Source organism: Pseudomonas sp. CFBP 13602 (assembly GCF_014842725.1).
GTDB classification, from domain to species: Bacteria; Pseudomonadota; Gammaproteobacteria; order Pseudomonadales; family Pseudomonadaceae; genus Aquipseudomonas; species Aquipseudomonas baltica.
This window is the reverse complement of record NZ_JACYVT010000001.1, coordinates 258530-274842: the sequence shown is the minus strand read 5'-3', so window position 1 is coordinate 274842 and position 16313 is coordinate 258530. Positions and strand designations below refer to the sequence as shown.

Annotated in this window: 15 protein-coding genes; 6 read left to right on the top strand and 9 right to left on the bottom strand. The window is 64.0% G+C overall.

All coding sequences use genetic code 11. The annotated features are described in order from the left end of the window. The first annotated feature begins 21 nt into the window (after positions 1-21). Positions 22-1521, top strand: a complete 1500-nt coding sequence (araG, locus tag IFU31_RS01195; protein WP_122477023.1) for an L-arabinose ABC transporter ATP-binding protein AraG — start codon at positions 22-24, stop codon at positions 1519-1521. A 21-nt stretch (positions 1522-1542) separates the two neighbouring features. Beyond that, a complete protein-coding gene (gene araH, locus IFU31_RS01190; RefSeq protein ID WP_122477025.1) occupies positions 1543-2508 on the top strand; it encodes an L-arabinose ABC transporter permease AraH in 966 nt (321 codons plus the stop codon). Positions 2509-2619: 111 nt separating this feature from the next. Here araH and IFU31_RS01185 read toward each other — a convergent pair whose 3' ends face one another. Together IFU31_RS01185 and IFU31_RS01180 are read right to left on the bottom strand one after the other, a co-directional pair. Beyond that, a complete protein-coding gene (locus tag IFU31_RS01185; RefSeq protein ID WP_122477027.1) occupies positions 2620-3972 on the bottom strand; it encodes a GntP family permease in 1353 nt (450 codons plus the stop codon). Between the two features lie 105 nt (positions 3973-4077). Then, the gene (locus IFU31_RS01180; protein ID WP_192102049.1) at positions 4078-4608 is read right to left on the bottom strand and encodes a gluconokinase; all 531 of its coding nucleotides are present in this window, start codon (positions 4606-4608) and stop codon (positions 4078-4080) included. A gap of 181 nt (positions 4609-4789) precedes the next feature. On the opposite strand from IFU31_RS01180, the gene IFU31_RS01175 reads away from it, so the two are divergent. After that, positions 4790-5806: a LacI family DNA-binding transcriptional regulator gene (locus IFU31_RS01175; RefSeq protein ID WP_192102048.1), complete on the top strand. Its 1017-nt coding sequence runs from the start codon at positions 4790-4792 to the stop codon at positions 5804-5806. A gap of 630 nt (positions 5807-6436) precedes the next feature. Here IFU31_RS01175 and IFU31_RS01170 read toward each other — a convergent pair. After that, entirely contained in the window at positions 6437-7321 is an 885-nt protein-coding gene (locus IFU31_RS01170) for an AraC family transcriptional regulator (RefSeq protein WP_122478229.1), read from the bottom strand. Between the two features lie 170 nt (positions 7322-7491). Here IFU31_RS01170 and IFU31_RS01165 point away from each other — a divergent pair, with 170 nt between their 5' ends. The 3 genes from IFU31_RS01165 to IFU31_RS01155 all read left to right on the top strand — a co-directional run bounded on the left by IFU31_RS01165 (position 7492) and on the right by IFU31_RS01155 (position 11101). Beyond that, the gene (locus IFU31_RS01165) at positions 7492-8544 is read left to right on the top strand and encodes an NAD(P)-dependent alcohol dehydrogenase (RefSeq protein ID WP_185793405.1); all 1053 of its coding nucleotides are present in this window, start codon (positions 7492-7494) and stop codon (positions 8542-8544) included. A gap of 441 nt (positions 8545-8985) precedes the next feature. Beyond that, positions 8986-10056, top strand: coding sequence for a glycosyltransferase family 4 protein (locus tag IFU31_RS01160; protein ID WP_240998779.1), 1071 nt, complete (start codon positions 8986-8988; stop codon positions 10054-10056). Continuing rightward, positions 10049-11101: a hypothetical protein gene (locus tag IFU31_RS01155; protein ID WP_192102047.1), complete on the top strand. Its 1053-nt coding sequence runs from the start codon at positions 10049-10051 to the stop codon at positions 11099-11101. The genes IFU31_RS01160 and IFU31_RS01155 overlap by 8 nt, the downstream gene beginning before the upstream one ends. A 16-nt stretch (positions 11102-11117) precedes the next feature. On the opposite strand, the gene IFU31_RS01150 is transcribed toward IFU31_RS01155, so the two are convergent. The 6 genes from IFU31_RS01150 to IFU31_RS01125 all read right to left on the bottom strand — a co-directional run bounded on the left by IFU31_RS01150 (position 11118) and on the right by IFU31_RS01125 (position 16305). Next, on the bottom strand, positions 11118-11393 hold the full coding sequence (locus IFU31_RS01150; protein WP_122478290.1) for a DUF1652 domain-containing protein: 276 nt from the start codon (positions 11391-11393) through the stop codon (positions 11118-11120). 126 nt (positions 11394-11519) lie between these two features. Continuing rightward, complete coding sequence (locus IFU31_RS01145) at positions 11520-12824, bottom strand: MFS transporter (protein WP_122478224.1); 1305 nt, start codon at positions 12822-12824, stop codon at positions 11520-11522. A gap of 99 nt (positions 12825-12923) precedes the next feature. Continuing rightward, positions 12924-13865, bottom strand: coding sequence for a sugar kinase (locus IFU31_RS01140; RefSeq protein ID WP_192102046.1), 942 nt, complete (start codon positions 13863-13865; stop codon positions 12924-12926). Continuing rightward, positions 13858-14640, bottom strand: a complete 783-nt coding sequence (locus IFU31_RS01135) for a sugar phosphate isomerase/epimerase family protein (RefSeq protein WP_192102045.1) — start codon at positions 14638-14640, stop codon at positions 13858-13860. The genes IFU31_RS01140 and IFU31_RS01135 overlap by 8 nt, the downstream gene beginning before the upstream one ends. 65 nt (positions 14641-14705) lie before the next feature. After that, entirely contained in the window at positions 14706-15668 is a 963-nt protein-coding gene (locus IFU31_RS01130) for a LacI family DNA-binding transcriptional regulator (RefSeq protein ID WP_192102273.1), read from the bottom strand. A gap of 283 nt (positions 15669-15951) precedes the next feature. Next, entirely contained in the window at positions 15952-16305 is a 354-nt protein-coding gene (locus tag IFU31_RS01125) for a RidA family protein (RefSeq protein ID WP_049859546.1), read from the bottom strand. Positions 16306-16313: the final 8 nt, after the last annotated feature.

The following is a 16313-nucleotide window of genomic DNA, read 5'->3' as shown; positions in this document are numbered from 1 at the left end:
GCCTGCTCTGGAGTTGTATCCATGCGTGTAGAGTCATTGCGTTTCAACGGTATCGGCAAGAATTTCCCGGGCGTGCGCGCACTGTCGGACATCAGCTTCGAAGTTCGCCCGGGCAGCGTGCATGCCCTGATGGGCGAAAACGGTGCCGGCAAGTCCACCTTGTTGAAGATCCTGGGCGGTGCCTACCAGCCCAGCACGGGCAGCCTGCAGATTGGCAGCCAGAGCCTGGTGTTCAAGTCCGCTGCCGAAAGCATCGGCAGCGGCGTGGCCGTGATTCACCAGGAGCTGCACCTGGTGCCGGAAATGAGCGTGGCGGAAAACCTGCTGCTGGGCCACATGCCAGCGCGTTTCGGCCTGATCGATCGCAGCGCCATGCTGCGCCGTGCCGGCGAGCTGCTCGCCGGTCTGGCCGACGAGATCGATCCACGCCAGCGCTTGGGCAGTCTGTCCCTGGGCCAGCGGCAGTTGGTCGAGATTGCCAAGGCGATGTCGCGCAATGCCCATGTGATCGCCTTCGACGAGCCGACCAGCAGCTTGTCGGCACGGGAAATCGACCGGCTGATGACGATCATTGCCAAGCTGCGCGACGAGGGCAGGGTGGTCCTCTATGTCTCCCACCGCATGGAGGAGATATTCCGCATCTGCGACGCCGTCACGGTGTTCAAGGATGGCCGCTACGTGCGCACTTTCGACGACATGGCCGAGTTGACCCACGACCAGTTGGTGACCTGCATGGTCGGCCGCGATATCCAGGACATCTACAACTACCGTCCTCGCCCTCATCAGGGCCAGGCACTGCGCGTCGAGGGCTTGCTGGGGCCGGGTCTGCACGAGCCGGTCAGTTTCAGCGTCGCCAAGGGTGAAGTGCTGGGCTTCTTCGGCCTGGTGGGCGCAGGCCGCACCGAGCTGTTGCGCCTGCTGTCCGGATTGGCCGCCAGCAAGGCAGGCAGCCTCACCCTCGATGGGCGTTCGCTGACCCTGGCCAACCCGCGCGACGCCATCGCCGCTGGCATTCTATTGTGCCCCGAAGATCGCAAGAAGGAAGGCATCGTGCCCCTGGCCAGTGTGGCCGAAAACATCAACATCGGCGCCCGCGACCGCCATCTCACCCTGGGCTGCCTGGTGCAGGGCCCGTGGGAAAAGGAGAACGCCGCGCGCCAGATCAAGGCGCTGAACATCAAGACCCCGTCCGCCGAGCAGCCGATCATGTACCTCTCCGGCGGCAACCAGCAGAAGGCCATCCTCGGTCGCTGGCTGTCGATGCCGATGAAGGTCTTGTTGCTCGACGAACCCACACGCGGCATCGACATCGGTGCCAAGGCCGAGATCTACCAGATCATTCACGGCCTGGCCGCCGATGGTATCGCGGTGATCGTTGTGTCCAGCGACCTGATGGAAGTGATCGGCATCAGCGATCGAATCCTGGTCATGAGTGAAGGTGCGTTGACCGGCGAAGTGCTGCGCGAGCAGGCGCAGGAATCCAGGTTGCTGCAATTGGCACTGCCGCGCACTCGCGGCTGAACAATAACAACAGAGGTGCTTATGTCTACGCAAAACACGCTGCCGGCCCCCCGCCAGGGTCTCAACCTGCGTCGCTTTCTGGACGAGTGGGTGATGCTGCTCGCCGCGCTGGCGATCTTCGTGCTGTGCACGATGTTCATCGACAACTTCCTCTCGCCATTGAACATGCGCGGGCTGGGCCTGGCCATTTCGACCACCGGCATTGCGGCCTGCACCATGCTCTACTGCCTGGCGTCCGGACATTTCGACCTGTCCGTGGGTTCGGTGATTGCATGCGCCGGGGTCATCGCGGCGGTGGTGATGCGCGACACCGAAAGCGTGCTGCTGGGCGTGGGCGCGGCCTTGCTGATGGGGCTGGTGGTTGGCCTGATCAACGGCATCGTCATCGCCAAGTTGCGCATCAATGCCTTGATCGCGACCCTGGCGACGATGCAGATCGTGCGCGGCCTGGCCTATATCTTTTCCAACGGCAAGGCCGTCGGGGTCATGCAGGAGGACTTCTTCATCTTCGGCAATGGCCAGTTGATGGGCGTGCCGGTGCCGATCCTGATCACCATCGTCTGCTTCATCTTCTTCGGTTGGTTGCTCAACTACACCACCTATGGACGCAACACCATGGCCATCGGTGGCAACCAGGAAGCGGCGCTGCTGGCGGGTGTGCACGTGGATCGCACCAAGATCATCATCTTTGCCGTGCACGGTGTGATCGGTGCGCTGGCCGGTGTGGTGCTGGCGTCGCGGATGACCTCGGGCCAGCCGATGATCGGCCAGGGCTTCGAATTGACGGTGATCTCGGCGTGTGTGCTGGGCGGGGTGTCGCTGGCCGGGGGCATTGGCATGATTCGCCACGTGATCGCCGGCGTGCTGATTCTGGCGATCATCGAGAACGCGATGAACCTGAAGAATATCGACACGTTCTATCAGTACGTGATTCGCGGGACGATTCTGCTGATCGCGGTGATCATCGATCGCTTGAAGCGGCGCTGATATGCGGGGGGGGCTTTCGCGGCCGATGACCGCTCCTACAGGGGAATGCACATCTGTAGGAGCGGTCATTGGCCGCGAATAGGCGCTACCCAATTGCATATGTGATCGGGTTCAGACCACCATCGACAACAGCAGGATGAAGATCAGGCCGACAACGGACAGGATGGTTTCCATCACGGTCCAGGTCTTCAGGGTTTCGGTCACGGTCATGTTGAAGTACTGCTTGACCAGCCAGAAACCCGCATCGTTGACGTGCGAAAGGATCACCGAGCCGGCGCCGGTGGCCAGCACCAGCAACTCACGGTTGACGCCGGGCATCATGCCGATGACCGGGGCGACGATACCGGCACCGGTGATGGTCGCGACCGTTGCCGAGCCTGTTGCAACGCGAATCACCGCAGCCACCAGCCACGCCAGCAGAATCGGATTGACCTCGGCCTGCACGGCCATCTGGCCGATGATGTTGCCCACACCGGTATCCACCAGCATCTGCTTGAAACCACCGCCAGCGCCGACGATCAGCACGATGGCCGCAGTCGGGGCCAGGCTCTGGTCCAGCAGCTTCATGATCTTCGAACGGTCGAAACCGCGCGCCACACCAAAGGTGTAGAAGGCCAGCAACAGGGCCGCGAGCAGCGCGGTGATCGGGTGGCCGATGAAGTCCATCCACTGGCGGAACAGGTTCTCTGCCGGCAAGGCCACGTCGGCGAAGGTCTTGAGCATCATCAGGAACACGGGCAGCAGGATGGTGATCAGGGTCACCGCGAAGCTGGGCAGGTTCTGGTTGTCCGACTCCTTGGCAATCTGGTCCATCAGCTCCTTGGAAGGATTGCCCGGAATGTACTTGGAGATGAACGAGCCGAAGATCGGGCCGGCGATCATCGCAGTGGGCAGGCCGACGATCAGGCCGTAGAGAATGGTCTTGCCGATATCGGCGTTGAAGATGCCGATGGCCAGCAGCGGACCCGGATGTGGCGGCACCAGGCCGTGGACCACCGAAAGACCGGCAAGCAGCGGGATGCCGATCTTCACCAGCGACACGCCGGAACGGCGGGCGACGATGAACACCAGCGGGATCAGCAGCACGAAGCCGATCTCGAAGAACAGCGGGATGCCCACCAGGAACGCGGAGAACATCATTGCCCAGTGGATGCGCTTGACCCCGAACTTGCGGATCAAGGTTTGCGCGATCTGGTCGGCGCCGCCCGAATCGGCCATCAGTTTGCCGAGCATGGTGCCCAGCGCAAGGATGATGCCGACGAATCCAAGCACCCCGCCGAAGCCGTCCTGGAAGGACTTCATGACCTTGACCACCGGCAAACCGGACGTCAGGCCGAGGAAGATCGCCGCAATGGTGAGTGCGACGAAGGGGTGGACCTTGAACTGGGTGATAAGCACGATCAGACCAATGATGGTGACCAGTGCATCGAGCAGCAAGTAAGTGTCGTGAGCTAAGCCAAACATAAAGGTTTGCCTCGTGTTGTCGTTGTTGTGGGCGCAACGGTTGTGGTTGGGGACATCAGGCACTGCTGCGCGGGATGCTCAGACAGCGCTGTCTTCAAGTGCCGATCAAGCCAGCGTGGAAGTGCCGTGCTCTATCAGCCAGTGTTCCACCTGCTGCGCCAGCTCCACGATGGGAGTGGTCGCGTCCAGGTCCAGGGTCAATGGTTCGCCGGTCGGCGCTTCCAGGGCAGCGAATTGGCTGTCGATCAGGCTGGCCGGCATGAAATGACCGGGCCGATGGGCAACGCGGTTGGCGGCTTCTTCGCGGGTCAATGCGAGAAACACGAAGCCCAGGCCAGGCACGGCGTCGCGCAGGGTCTTGCGATACTTGAGCTTGAGCGCCGAGCAGGTCAATACGGGGCGTTGCCCGGACTCGATGCAGGCACGCATTTCCTCGCCCAGACGCACCAGCCAACCGGCGCGGTCGTTGTCGTCGAGGGGGTGGCCGGCGCTCATCTTGGCGATGTTGGCCTCGGGATGAAAGCTGTCGCCTTCGATCAGGCGGCCGCCGCTGCGGCCAACGATGGCGGCACCGACGCTGCTCTTGCCGCAGCCGGATACTCCCATCACCACCAAAGCGTTCAGAGGGGCATTCATCAAGTCACTCCTGCTGGGGCCGGCCGTTCGTGGATACGGCGCCCTCATCTTATTGATCTTGTCAAAGCAGTCTGGTGCAGCCTGCGGTAATAGCAAGGCACAAATCATTATTGCTCTGGATTCGAGACAGCGCTACCTTACCTCAACTCTTTTTCATTGCAAGTAGATAACAACAAGAATCATGGCGCGAATCGGCTCACGCGCAACTGGCCTGCCCACCCTGGCCGAAGTTGCCAAACTTTCAGGTGTTTCCCCTATCACGGCTTCGCGCGCACTGCGCGGAGTGTCCACAGTCGCTCCGCAGTTGGCCAGCAAGGTGCTGGAGGCCGCGCAGACCTTGGGTTATGTAGTCAACCCGGCCGCACGCGCCTTGGCCTCGGCGCAGAGCCAGTCGGTGGTGGTGCTCATTCCCTCGCTGTCCAACCATTTGTTCATCGACACGCTGGAGGCCATCCACGAAGTGATGCGTCCGCGCGGGCTGGAAGTGCTGATCGGCAACTACCACTACGATGTCGACGAAGAAGAAAACCTGATTCGCAATTACCTGGCCTACAAGCCGGGCGGCATCCTGCTGACGGGCATGAGCCGCACCGAGCGTGCGCATGCCATGCTGCACAGCAGCGGTGTGCCGTGCGTGCACATGATGGAGTTGGGCGCCAGCGGCGGGCGTGCCTGTGTCGGCTTTTCCCAGGAGCAGGCCGGAAGCGTGGCGGCGCAGCATCTGCTGGACGCCGGGCGCCGACGCCTGGGCTATGTGGCCGCGCAGCTCGACCCGCGTGTGATGCAGCGCGCCGAAGGATTCAGGGCGGCGCTGGAAAGGGCGGGGGTGCATGATCCCCAACTCGAAGTGCTGTGCCCGCAGCCTTCGTCGATCGGCTTGGGCGGCGAGTTGTTCGCTGACCTGATGCAGCGTCATCCAGATGTCGACGGGGTGTTCTTCTGCAATGACGACCTGGCCCAGGGCGCCATCTACGAGGCCCAGCGCTTGGGCATCGCCATTCCGGGACGAGTGGGCATGGTGGGCTTCAACGATCTGCCGGGTTCGGCGCATCTGGTACCGCGCCTGACCTCGATCCGTACCCCGCGCGCCGAGATCGGCCGCAAGGCGGCGCAGATGTTACTGGACAGCATGGCTGGCAAGAGTGACAGCGCCCAGGCAATCGACCTCGGCTTCGAGCTGGTCGTACGCGAAACCTGACCGGGCGTCCCTGATGCCTGCGGTGATGCCGGACGCGGCTTGCGCCGCTGCTACAGGGGATCGCGGTGCCTCTGTAGCAGCGGCGCGAGCCGCGTCGGCGGTGGGAGCGGTGTGTCTGATGCCCTGCGGTGATGCCGGACGCGGCTTGCGCCGCTGCTACAAAGGATGTGTGGCGCCAGTGGCAGCGGCGCGAGCCGCGTCGGCGGTGGGAGCGGTGTGTCTGATGCCCCGCGGTGATGCCGGACGCGGCTTGCGCCGCTGCTACAGGGGATCGCGGTGCTTCTGTAGCAGCGGCGCGAGCCGCGTCGGGGGTGGGTGCGGTGTGTCTGATGCCACGCGGTGATGCCGGACGCGGCTTGCGCCGCTGCTACAGGGGATCGCGGTGCTTCTGTAGCAGCGGCGTGAGCCGCGTCGGCGGTGGGCGCGGTGTGTCTGATGCCACGCGGTGATGCCGGACGCGGCTTGCGCCGCTGCTACAGGGGATCGCGGTGCTTCTGTAGCAGCGGCGCGAGCCGCGTCGGCGGTGGGAGCGGTGTGTCTGATGCCACGCGGTGATGCCGGACGCGGCTTGCGCCGCGGCTACAGGGGATCGCGGTGCCTCTGTAGCAGCGGCGCGAGCCGCGTCTGGGTTCAGCGCGTTACTCGTTCCTGGCCAGGGCTGTGGTTGAACAGGCGTTTGTATTCCCGGCTGAACTGCGAGGTGCTCTGGTAACCCACGCGCAACGCGACCTGGTTGACGTTCATTGCATCCGCGACCAGCAGCGCGCGGGCCTTGAGCAGGCGCAGGCGCTTGATGTACTGCACGGGCGAGGCCAGCGTATTGCGCTTGAAATGCTCGTGAAACGTCGAAGCACTCATGTTCGCCCGTCGCGCCAGGTCGTCGACTTGCAGCGGCTGCTCGTAATGTGCGTGCAGCCAGGACAGCGCGCCGGCGATACGTGCGAATTGCCCTTGCTGTTCGACCAGCGCGCGCAGCACATGCCCATTGGGACCGCGCAGTGCGGTGTAAAGCACCTCGCGCAACCGGGCCTGCGCCATGGCCAGGCGCTCCTGGGGATCGTGCAGGCACTGCAGCAGCCGTTCCACCGCGCCGCGCATGGCGTCGTCCAGCGCTACGGCAGTCATCGACTCGGTGGTCTGTGCCTGGCTCGGGCCGGGCTCCATGGCCAGCACCAGTTCACCCAACAGCGTTCGATCGATCGGGATAGATACACCGAGCAGGGGCAACTGCTCGCTGGCGAAGGTCTCGCACTCGAACGGCACTGGCAGTGCCTGTATCAGGTAGTGGCCCGCACCGTATTCCAGGGTGCGCTCGCCCAGGTACGCCAGTTTGCTGCCCTGGGCGATCACCATCAGGCTCGGTTCGTAGATCTGCGCGGTCCGCGCGACGTGGCTGCGGCACGAAACCACGCGCAGGCCGTCGATGGCCGTCGGGATCCAGTCATCGGCAATGGCCAGCGGGCGAATCAGCTGTACCAGGCGGGCGTTGGCGTCGAGGTGTTTGGTCAGGCTCATGGGATACCACGGATCAGGCATGAAATCAGTCGTGGATGATCGCACGTTCGGGCCCCGTTTGCGGGGTGCTCGGAGGAATGGGCATTCATTGCGCAGGATCGGACATGGCCGCAGGCGCGCGGGAAAGCCACAATCTAAGCCTAATCATTTTTCGTTTCGAGAGGTTTACCATGTCCAAGGCACTCGGCTACGCCGCGCTTTCGCCCACCACGCCCCTGGCGCCCTTGAGCTTCGAACGTCGCGCCTTGCGCCCTGACGATGTCAGCATCGAAATCCAGTATTGCGGCGTCTGCCACTCTGACTTGCACCAGGCCCGCAACGACTGGGGCATTGCGGTTTACCCACTGGTACCGGGCCACGAAATCGTTGGCCGCGTGGTTGCCGTCGGTTCCCAGGTGCAGAAGTACGCCGTGGGCGACCGCGTCGGCGTGGGCTGCATGGTCGACTCGTGCCAGCATTGCGATGCCTGCCACGCGGACTTGGAGCAGTACTGCCTGGAAGGCCCGACCATGACCTACGCTACGCCTGATCGCGTCGATGGCAGCAACACCATGGGCGGTTATTCCGACAGCATCGTGGTCAGCGAGAATTTCGTGGTGCGCATTCCCGACGGCCTCGACCCGGCCAACGCCGCGCCGATCCTGTGCGCCGGCATCACCACCTATTCGCCGCTCAAGCATTACGGCGTCAAGCCGGGTGACAAGGTCGGCATTCTGGGCATGGGTGGCCTGGGCCACATGGGCATCAAGTTCGCCAAGGCGCTGGGCGCCGAAGTGACGCTGTTCACCCGTTCGGCGAGCAAGGCTGCCGAGGGCCGTCGCCAAGGTGCGGACCATGTGATCGTATCGACCGATGCCGAGCAGATGAAGGCCGCCGCCGAGACCTTCGACTTCCTGCTCGACACCATTCCGGTGCCGCACGACCTGAACCCCTACCTGGAAACCCTGCGTTTCGACGGTGTGCACATTCTGGTCGGGCTGATCCAGCCGGTAGATCCCGCCCTGCATGCGGCCAACCTGGTGCTCAAGCGCCGCGTTCTGGCCGGTTCGTTGATCGGTGGTATCAAGGAAACCCAGGAAGTCCTGGATTTCTGCGCCGAGCACGACATCACCTGCGATATCGAGATGCTGGACATCAAGAACATCAACGAGGCGTTCGAGCGCATGCACGCCGGTGACGTGAAGTACCGCTTCGTGATCGACATGGCCACCCTCAAGGCCTGATACGGCAGGGCATAACCTGTGTAGGAGCGGTCCTTGGCCGCGAACCAGGCGCTGCGGTGTGTCAGTCAATCCGCGGTGTGCTTTTCGCGGCCGCTGACCGCTCCTACGGCTTCGCGGTCACCTGTAGGAGCGGCTTGAGGCCGCGAACCGGGCGCTGCGGTGTGTCGGTCAATCCGCGGTGTGCTTTTCGCGGCCGCTGACCGCTCCTACGGATACGAGGTCACCTGTAGGAGCGGCCTGAGGCCGCGAAACGGGCGCTGCGGTATGTCAGTCAATCCGCGGTGTGCTTTTCGCGGCCGTTGACCGCTCCTACGGATGCGAGGTCACCTGTAGGAGCGGCCTGAGGCCGCGAACCGGGTGCTGCGGTATCGCGCTGCTACTTTATGCAACCATTCCTGCACGCCAGCCTCAAAGCTGCAATCCGTGCCAGGAACATCCCCGATGTCTTCATCTTCCGCCCGCCCGTTGCGCATCGGTGTGCTGACGCACATCAAACACCCCATTCGCCAACCGTTCGCCGGCGGCCTGGAAGCGTTCACCCACGATGTGACATCCGGGCTGATGCAACGCGGCCATGACGTCACGCTGTTCGCCAGTTCGTCCAGCGATCCGGCGCTCAACATTGTCCCGGTGTGGGATGACACCACCTACAAGGACGGTCGACGGGCCTGCCTGAGCTCCGAGTACATCGAGGAGCATCACGCCTACCTCAAAGCGATGCAGAACATCGACGACCGCCGCTTCGACGTCATCTTCAACAACAGCCTGCACTATGTGCCTGCGACCATGGCCTCGATGATTCGCACGCCGATGCTGACGGTGCTGCACACCCCACCCTTCTTCGAATTGATCAACGCCTACAGCGGCGAGCGCCGCGCCGGGCACTTCGCAACCATCTCCGAAGCCAACGCACGGCAGTGGAAAGAGGTCGTTCCCGAGTGCCATGTCATCCCCAACGGCATCGACCTGCAGCTGTGGTCGCCGCGCGCGGCACCGCTCGAGCATGCCATCTGGTTCGGGCGGCTGGTGCCGGACAAAGGCGCGCACCTGGCCATGGACGCCGCGAAACTGGCCGGCGTACCGCTGCGCCTGGCCGGTCAGGCGGTCGACCCGCGTTACTTCAAGGAGCAGATCCAGCCGCGCTTGAATGACCAGTGCCAGTACCTTGGCCACTTGGGCCGTGACGAACTGGCCATCGAGCTGGCCAGCGCGTCCGCCGCCTTGGTCACCCCGTGCTGGGAAGAGCCCTTCGGCCTGGTCGTGGCAGAAGCCCTGGCCTGCGGCACACCGGTAGCGGCCTTCGCCCGCGGCGCGGTGGGCGATCTGCTGACCGACGCAACAGGTGCGCTGGCCGCAGGCGGCGACGTCGAAGGCCTGGCACACGCTTTGCGCCTGGCCCGGCGCAAGTCACGCCTGGCCTGCCGCCTTCATGCCGAGAGCCAGTGGAGCCACGAGGTCATGCTCGACCGTTACGACGCGCTGTTGCGGCAAGTGGCCGACGCCGGTGCCTGAGCGCGCGCAGGTCGGCTACTACGTGCATCACCACGGCTCCGGCCATGGCATGCGCGCCCTGGCCATCGCCCGGCACCTGGACTGCGACGTCACGTTGATCGGCTCGCGGTTGCCCGAAGCCGACTACCCCTCGACGATCAAGGCCCTGCAGTTGCCCGGCGACACTGCGCCCGACATGCATGTGGAGAGCTTTCCCGCGCTGCATTACGCGCCCTTGGCCGTGGACGGGCTGCGCGAACGCATGGGGCTTCTGGCCGACTGGATGCGTAGCGCCTGGCCGTGTCTGCTGGTGGTCGATGTATCCGTGGAAGTGGCGATGCTGGCGCGCCTGTTCGGCGTACCGTGCGTGTACATGCGCCAGCACGGCGAACGTACCGACCCGGCCCATCTGCAGGCCTATGCATCGGCCTCGCGCTTGCTCGCGCCATACCCGGCCTCGATGGAGTGCAGCCAGATGCCCGACTGGGTGCTGGCCAAGACCGACCACTGCGGTTGGGTGTCCCGCTACAGCCAGCAAAGCAGCGCTCACGTGGCGCCTGGGCATGGCGCGGTGCTGGTGATCACCGGGCAGGGCGGCACGGCCTTCACCGTCGATTCACTGATCGCCATTGCCAGACGCTGCCCCGAAGATCGATTTCGTGTAGCCGGACCGCTGCCCGCCAGTGACCTGCCGCTGCCGGGAAACCTGACGCTGCTGGGGCACCTGGTCGACCCCTTGCCGGAACTGCTGCGTGCCGAGATCGTGGTAGGCAGTGCCGGGGACAATGTGGTCGCCGAGGTCGCGCATATGGGCGGGCGTTTGATCGCCATTGCCGAGCAGCGCCCGTTCGATGAGCAACGCCTGCAGGCGTTGCAGCTCGAAAGGTTGGGCGTGGCACTGGGTGTGCTCGGTGTCCCGGCTGCAGATCAGTGGCCGGCTCTACTGCAGAGGGCTCGGCACCTGCCCGGTCGCCGCGGCTGGCAGGCATTGCTCAACGACAATGCCGCAGCCGACGCCGCTCGGATCGTTGTGGATACGCTGCACAGTCATTTCGGATCGAGCTGATGGAGGGCTGGCGCGCTCAGCCTGCCTTGAGCGCCAGCGGCGGAATGAACGCCTCGAGCTCGGCTTCCACTGCCTCGATGATGCGCTCGACGTCCGCGGCATTCATGACCGTTGCACAAGGCAGCCCGGCGATGGCCAACAGGGTTTCGCCGCTGCTGCGGTCGAACAGCCTGGCCACCATGCTGCTGGGCGCATCCATATTGCCCTCGAAGCCCATGGGGTGAAAGTGCCAGCGCATCACCTGGCAAGCGTTCGGAAATGTCATCTTGTTCATCGCGCCCACCTGTTGCAGCCGCACGTGGCAGGGCAGGCCATCGGAATGGATAGCCTGTGGAGTATTAAAAGTAGCACCACCTGGATGACAGCTGTGCGCTTTGCCACGAATACCGGGCGATTTCATGAAGTTTCATGATCTGCGTCAGTTTTTGCAGGACGCAAGCCCCGTGGCGTCCGCTTTGCCGACCACCGCGTCGCAGCCTCCGGGCTTGAGCATGATGGTCAGCAGCGCCGAGAGCAGCAGCGCCCCGCTCATCAACAGGTAGGAAGCGCCCGGGTTGCCGGTGCTGGCGTTGAGATAGCCCACCAGGTAGGACCCGGCGAACGAGCCCAGGGCGCCCATGCTGTTGATCAGCGCCATGGCACCACCGGCCACGTTGGCGGGAAGGATCTCCGGCACGATGGCAAAGAACGGACCATAGGGCGCGTACATGCACGCTCCGGCGATCACCAGCAGTGCATAGGACCACCAGAAGTGCTCGCTGCCCAGCGCGTACGAGCCGTAGAACGCCAGTGCCGCCAGCAGCAGCGGTGGCCAGACGAAGCGCTTGCGCCGTTGCATACGGTCGGAAAACCAGCTCACCACCAGCATGCCGATCACCGCCGCCAGGTAGGGCAGGGAAGACAGCCAGCCAGCCTCGATCATGTCCATCTGCGCGCCCTGCTTGAGAATCGACGGCAGCCACAGCACGAAGCCGTACACGCCCACGCTCCACAGGAAGAACTGCAACGACAGGGTGATGACCTTGCCCGAACGGAAGGCTTCGGCGTAGTTCTTCACCGGCTTCATGCCCACCTGCTCGGCGGCCAGGGCCTGTTGCAGGTCGTCTTTTTCCTGCTGGCTGAGCCACTTCGCCTGGGCGGGTCGATCATCGGCCAGGCGCCACCAGATGAATGCCCAGATGACGGCGGGCAACCCTTCGATGATGAACATCCAGCGCCAGCTGTAATGCTGGATCAGGTAGCCGGACACCACCGACATCCACAGCATCGTCACCGGGTTGCCCAGTATCAGGAAAGTGTTGGCCCGCGAGCGTTCCGCGCGGGTGAACCAATGGCACAGGTACACCAGCATCGCGGGCATGACCACGGCTTCGACGACGCCGAGCATGAAGCGGATCACGATCAGCCAGTAGGCGCTGGAGACGACACCGGTCAAGGTCGCCAGGCTGCCCCAGAGGATCAGGCTGACGAAGATCAACTGCTTGACGCTGTGCTTCTGCGCATAGATCGCGCCGGGGACCTGGAAGAAGAAGTAACCCAGGAAGAACAGGGCGCCGAGCAGCGAGGACAGCCCCGGCGTTATGTTCAGGTCGGCGGCCATGCCCGAGGCTGCGGCAAAACCGTAGTTGGCCCGGTCCAGGTAGGCCAGGCTGTAGGTGATGAAGACGATCGGCATGATGTACCACCAGCGACGGCTGGCGAGTTTCACGGTGTGGCTGTGCATGGTCTGACTCCTGAGCATTTTGTAATTGTCGCAACAGGTAGGGCGTTTTGATTCATGGGTGCAGGGCGCAACGTTTTGCGGGTGTCTTTTTTGCGTGCGTCAGTGGCTTTCGTCCTCGATCAGCGCGGCGCGCGTCGGCAGGCCTTCCATGTCGCCCGGGCTCTGTACAGCCAGGCTGCCGATCCAGTTGCCGCGGCCGGCGGCCTGGGCCAGGTCGCGGCCTTCGAGCAGGGCACTGATGACGCCCACGGCGAAGCCGTCACCCGCGCCGACCGTATCCACCACCTTGGCCACGGGGCGGCTGGCTACGTAGCCTTGTTGCTCGGCGCTGCAATAGAACGCGCCGTCCGCGCCCAACTTGATCACTACTGCTTGCACACCCAGGTCGAGATAGAAACGGGCAATGTCTTCGCAGCGTTCGTGTCCGGTCAGCAGCTGCCCTTCGGCCAGGCCCGGCAATACCCAGTCGGCCAGCGCGGCGAAGCTGTTGATCTGCTCGATCATGTGCGCCTGGCTGGGCCACAGCGACGGGCGCAGGTTGGGGTCGAACGAGACGCTCCGGCCTGCCGAACGCATGGCGGTCATCAAACCGCGGGTCAACGCGTTCATGCTCGGCGACAGCGCCGGGGCGATGCCGGTGGCATGCAGGTGACGGGCATCGAGCAGACGTGCAGGCACATCGCCAATGCCCATATGGCTGGCCGCCGATCCGCGGCGAAAGTATTCGACCGTGGGGTCGCGGCCATCGTCCTGCAGCGATTTGAATTGGAACCCGGTGGGGTGCTGTGAATCCACGCCGACATGGCTGCAATCCAGCCCTTCGCGTTGCAACGCGGCGACGATGAAGCGACCGAGCGAGTCGTTGCCCACTCGGCTCAGCCAGGCGACGTTGAAGCCCAGCCGCGACAGGCCGATGGCGACGTTGTTGTCGGCACCGGCAATGCGTTTGCGGAAGCGCTCGACTTCGGCCAGTTCGCCGGTCTGCTCGGCGACGAACATGGCCATGGTTTCGCCGAAGCTCAGCACATCGAACTCAGCCATGGGCCACCTCCTGCGCGGCCTGGCCAAGGCGAGCGAGGGTGGCCACCTGTGCCTTGGCGACAGCCAGCAGGTCGCTGCCCTGCAACGGGTACTCGATGGCCCGCACCAGGCCTGGTGCCATGTGCCCGAGCAGGCGCGCCCACTGATGCAGGTCGGTCAACTCGGGCGGCGTGGCGACCAGGTTGCCGGCCGTGGTGCGTTGTACGGCCTTGCAGTGAATGTATTCGACGAAACGGCCCAGCTGCTGCGCAGCGCTCGAAACCGACTGTTGCTGCCATTGCCAATTGCCGATGTCGAAGGTCATGCCCACCGGCACGCCTTGCCCGGCTATCGCAGTGAAGAAGTCGACCAGCGGCTCGATCCGCCCACCGTGGGCAGTCTGGTCGTTCTCGATCAGCAGGCGCACGGGTTGATCGCGCAACTGGTCATGCAACAGGTGCAAGTCGCTGGCAATGGAGTGAAAACCCAGCGAGACCTTGAGCCAGATCGCGCTGCACGCGGCCGCGCGAGCGAGCGCCAGTTGCAGCTGCGGATTGGGCGCAGCTTGGCCGGGCTGCCACAGCTCGAGCGGCGAGGAATAGACGCAGGTCAGGCCTTGCGCGGCGATCGCACTGCGCAGGGACGGCGCATCGAAGTCATCGAACAGCTCCTCGCGCAGTTCAATATGGCTGGCGCCGGTCTGGGCGACCAGCGGTGCCAGGCTGGCCTGGCCCTGTGTACGAACATGGTCCGCGCCGAAGCTGGAAAGGCTGATGGAGACGGGATAGGGATGCATTGTTATTGTCCTGTGAAACCGGTTTCAATTTTAAGCATGGATACTGCGCACGCCGCAGCGCTTTTTCAGCGGAGCGGGGTGGAACCTCGAATGATCAGATCGGGGGTGAAGTGGAACGTCTGGGCTGGACCTTGCGCCCCCTGCAGCCGCCGCAACAGGCATTCCAAGGCTCGCACGCCGATGGCATGGGTGGGTTGGGCAAGGGCGGTAATACCGTTGCCTACCAGGGGGTACCAGTCGAGGTCGTCGAGCGCGATCAGCCCCACGTTTTCGCATGCCTGGTTGCCCAACTCCCGCAGGGCCAGCGTGCAGGCCAGTGCCGCCACGCCATTGGCGCAGAACAAGGCCTTGGGCCCGACGTCGGTGCTGGCAAGGAACGTGCGTAGTTGCTCGCCGAGGCCGGCACCTGTGTAGAACACCGTGCCGCCGGTGCGTTGCGCGAAGGCCTCGATGCGTTCGGTACGAGAACTGGTGCCATCAACCGCCTCACTGACCAGCGCAAGCTGGCGATAGCCGCGCTCGTGGAGGTGGTCGACGGCCATGTCGACGGCCATCCGGTTGTCCAGCCCGACAAGATCGCTGGGCAGGTCGGCCACCTTGCGGTCGACCAGCACCAGGGGCAGTTCCCGTTGCAGTTCGCGCAGCTCATCCAGGTGGTGGCCGAGGGTGTTCACGATCACGCCTTCGACGTTGTAGGCACGCATGGCCTGCAACTGCTGGCGTTCCTGTTCCGGGTCGCGGTCGGTGTTGCAGACCACCAGGCTGTAGCCATGGCGGCGGCAGGCGGTTTCCACGCCATGCATGACGGCCACCGAATAGGGGTTGCGGATATCGGCCATGAGCATGCCGATCAGGCGCGTACGACCGCGCTTGAGGCCGCGGGCCATCTGATTGGGGCGATAGCCGAGGTCGTCGATGGCGCGGGCGATGCGTGTGGCGATGACGTCGGACAGCAGACCGCGATCCTCACCGATGAAGCGCGAAACACTGGCCTTGGATACACCTGCGCGCTCGGCTACGTCGAGCATGGTCACGCGAGGGCGCACAGGAACGGAAAGACGGGTCACGGCCTGAGTCCTTTTATGGATGTTATGGGCAGGCGATCAGTGGTTGAAACCGGTTTCAGGAAACACCAAATCGAAGTGGCCGTCAACGGGGGAAGATGGATTTTTGCGCAGGCGATCGGGGCACGAGGGTGGTGCATTTCACGGCTGGAACCGCAGCGCGGCCTTCGCGGGCATAGCTCGCTCCCACAGGGGATCGGCCTACTCCTGTGGGAGCGGGCTCTGCCCGCGAATCGGGCGACGCGGGTCAGCCAGCGGCGACGACGGTGATTTCCACCAGCAGATCGGGCGCGGCCAGGCGGGATTCCACGGTAGCGCGCGCCGGGGCGTGGCCTTCGGGTGCCCAGGCGTCCCACACTTCGTTCATTCCGGCGAAATTGGCCTGGATGTCCGACAGCCACACTTGGGCGGTGACGATACGCGTCTTGTCCAGGCCAGCCTGCTCCAGGAAGCTGTCGATCTTGGCCAGCACCTGGGCAGTCTGGCCCTTGATGTCCAGGCTACGGTCGGTGGCGGTCTGCCCGCCGAGGAACGTGAAGCCGTTGCACTGAACGACACGGCTCATGCGTTGGTTGGTTTCGATGCGCTTGATGTCCAGCATGGTGTATT

Excerpts from the sequence above, each read along its gene's own strand:
- IFU31_RS01125 (WP_049859546.1), bottom strand. The coding sequence starts at position 16,305 with ATGCTGGACATCAAGCGCATCGAAACCAACCAACGCATGAGCCGTGTC.
- IFU31_RS01170 (WP_122478229.1), bottom strand. The coding sequence starts at position 7,321 with ATGAGCCTGACCAAACACCTCGACGCCAACGCCCGCCTGGTACAGCTG.
- IFU31_RS01165 (WP_185793405.1), top strand. The coding sequence starts at position 7,492 with ATGTCCAAGGCACTCGGCTACGCCGCGCTTTCGCCCACCACGCCCCTG.
- IFU31_RS01180 (WP_192102049.1), bottom strand. The coding sequence starts at position 4,608 with ATGAATGCCCCTCTGAACGCTTTGGTGGTGATGGGAGTATCCGGCTGC.
- IFU31_RS01185 (WP_122477027.1), bottom strand. The coding sequence starts at position 3,972 with ATGTTTGGCTTAGCTCACGACACTTACTTGCTGCTCGATGCACTGGTC.
- IFU31_RS01135 (WP_192102045.1), bottom strand. The coding sequence starts at position 14,640 with ATGCATCCCTATCCCGTCTCCATCAGCCTTTCCAGCTTCGGCGCGGAC.
- araH (WP_122477025.1), top strand. The coding sequence starts at position 1,543 with ATGTCTACGCAAAACACGCTGCCGGCCCCCCGCCAGGGTCTCAACCTG.
- IFU31_RS01145 (WP_122478224.1), bottom strand. The coding sequence starts at position 12,824 with ATGCACAGCCACACCGTGAAACTCGCCAGCCGTCGCTGGTGGTACATC.
- IFU31_RS01160 (WP_240998779.1), top strand. The coding sequence starts at position 8,986 with ATGTCTTCATCTTCCGCCCGCCCGTTGCGCATCGGTGTGCTGACGCAC.
- IFU31_RS01140 (WP_192102046.1), bottom strand. The coding sequence starts at position 13,865 with ATGGCTGAGTTCGATGTGCTGAGCTTCGGCGAAACCATGGCCATGTTC.
- IFU31_RS01130 (WP_192102273.1), bottom strand. The coding sequence starts at position 15,668 with ATGCTCGACGTAGCCGAGCGCGCAGGTGTATCCAAGGCCAGTGTTTCG.
- araG (WP_122477023.1), top strand. The coding sequence starts at position 22 with ATGCGTGTAGAGTCATTGCGTTTCAACGGTATCGGCAAGAATTTCCCG.
- IFU31_RS01175 (WP_192102048.1), top strand. The coding sequence starts at position 4,790 with ATGGCGCGAATCGGCTCACGCGCAACTGGCCTGCCCACCCTGGCCGAA.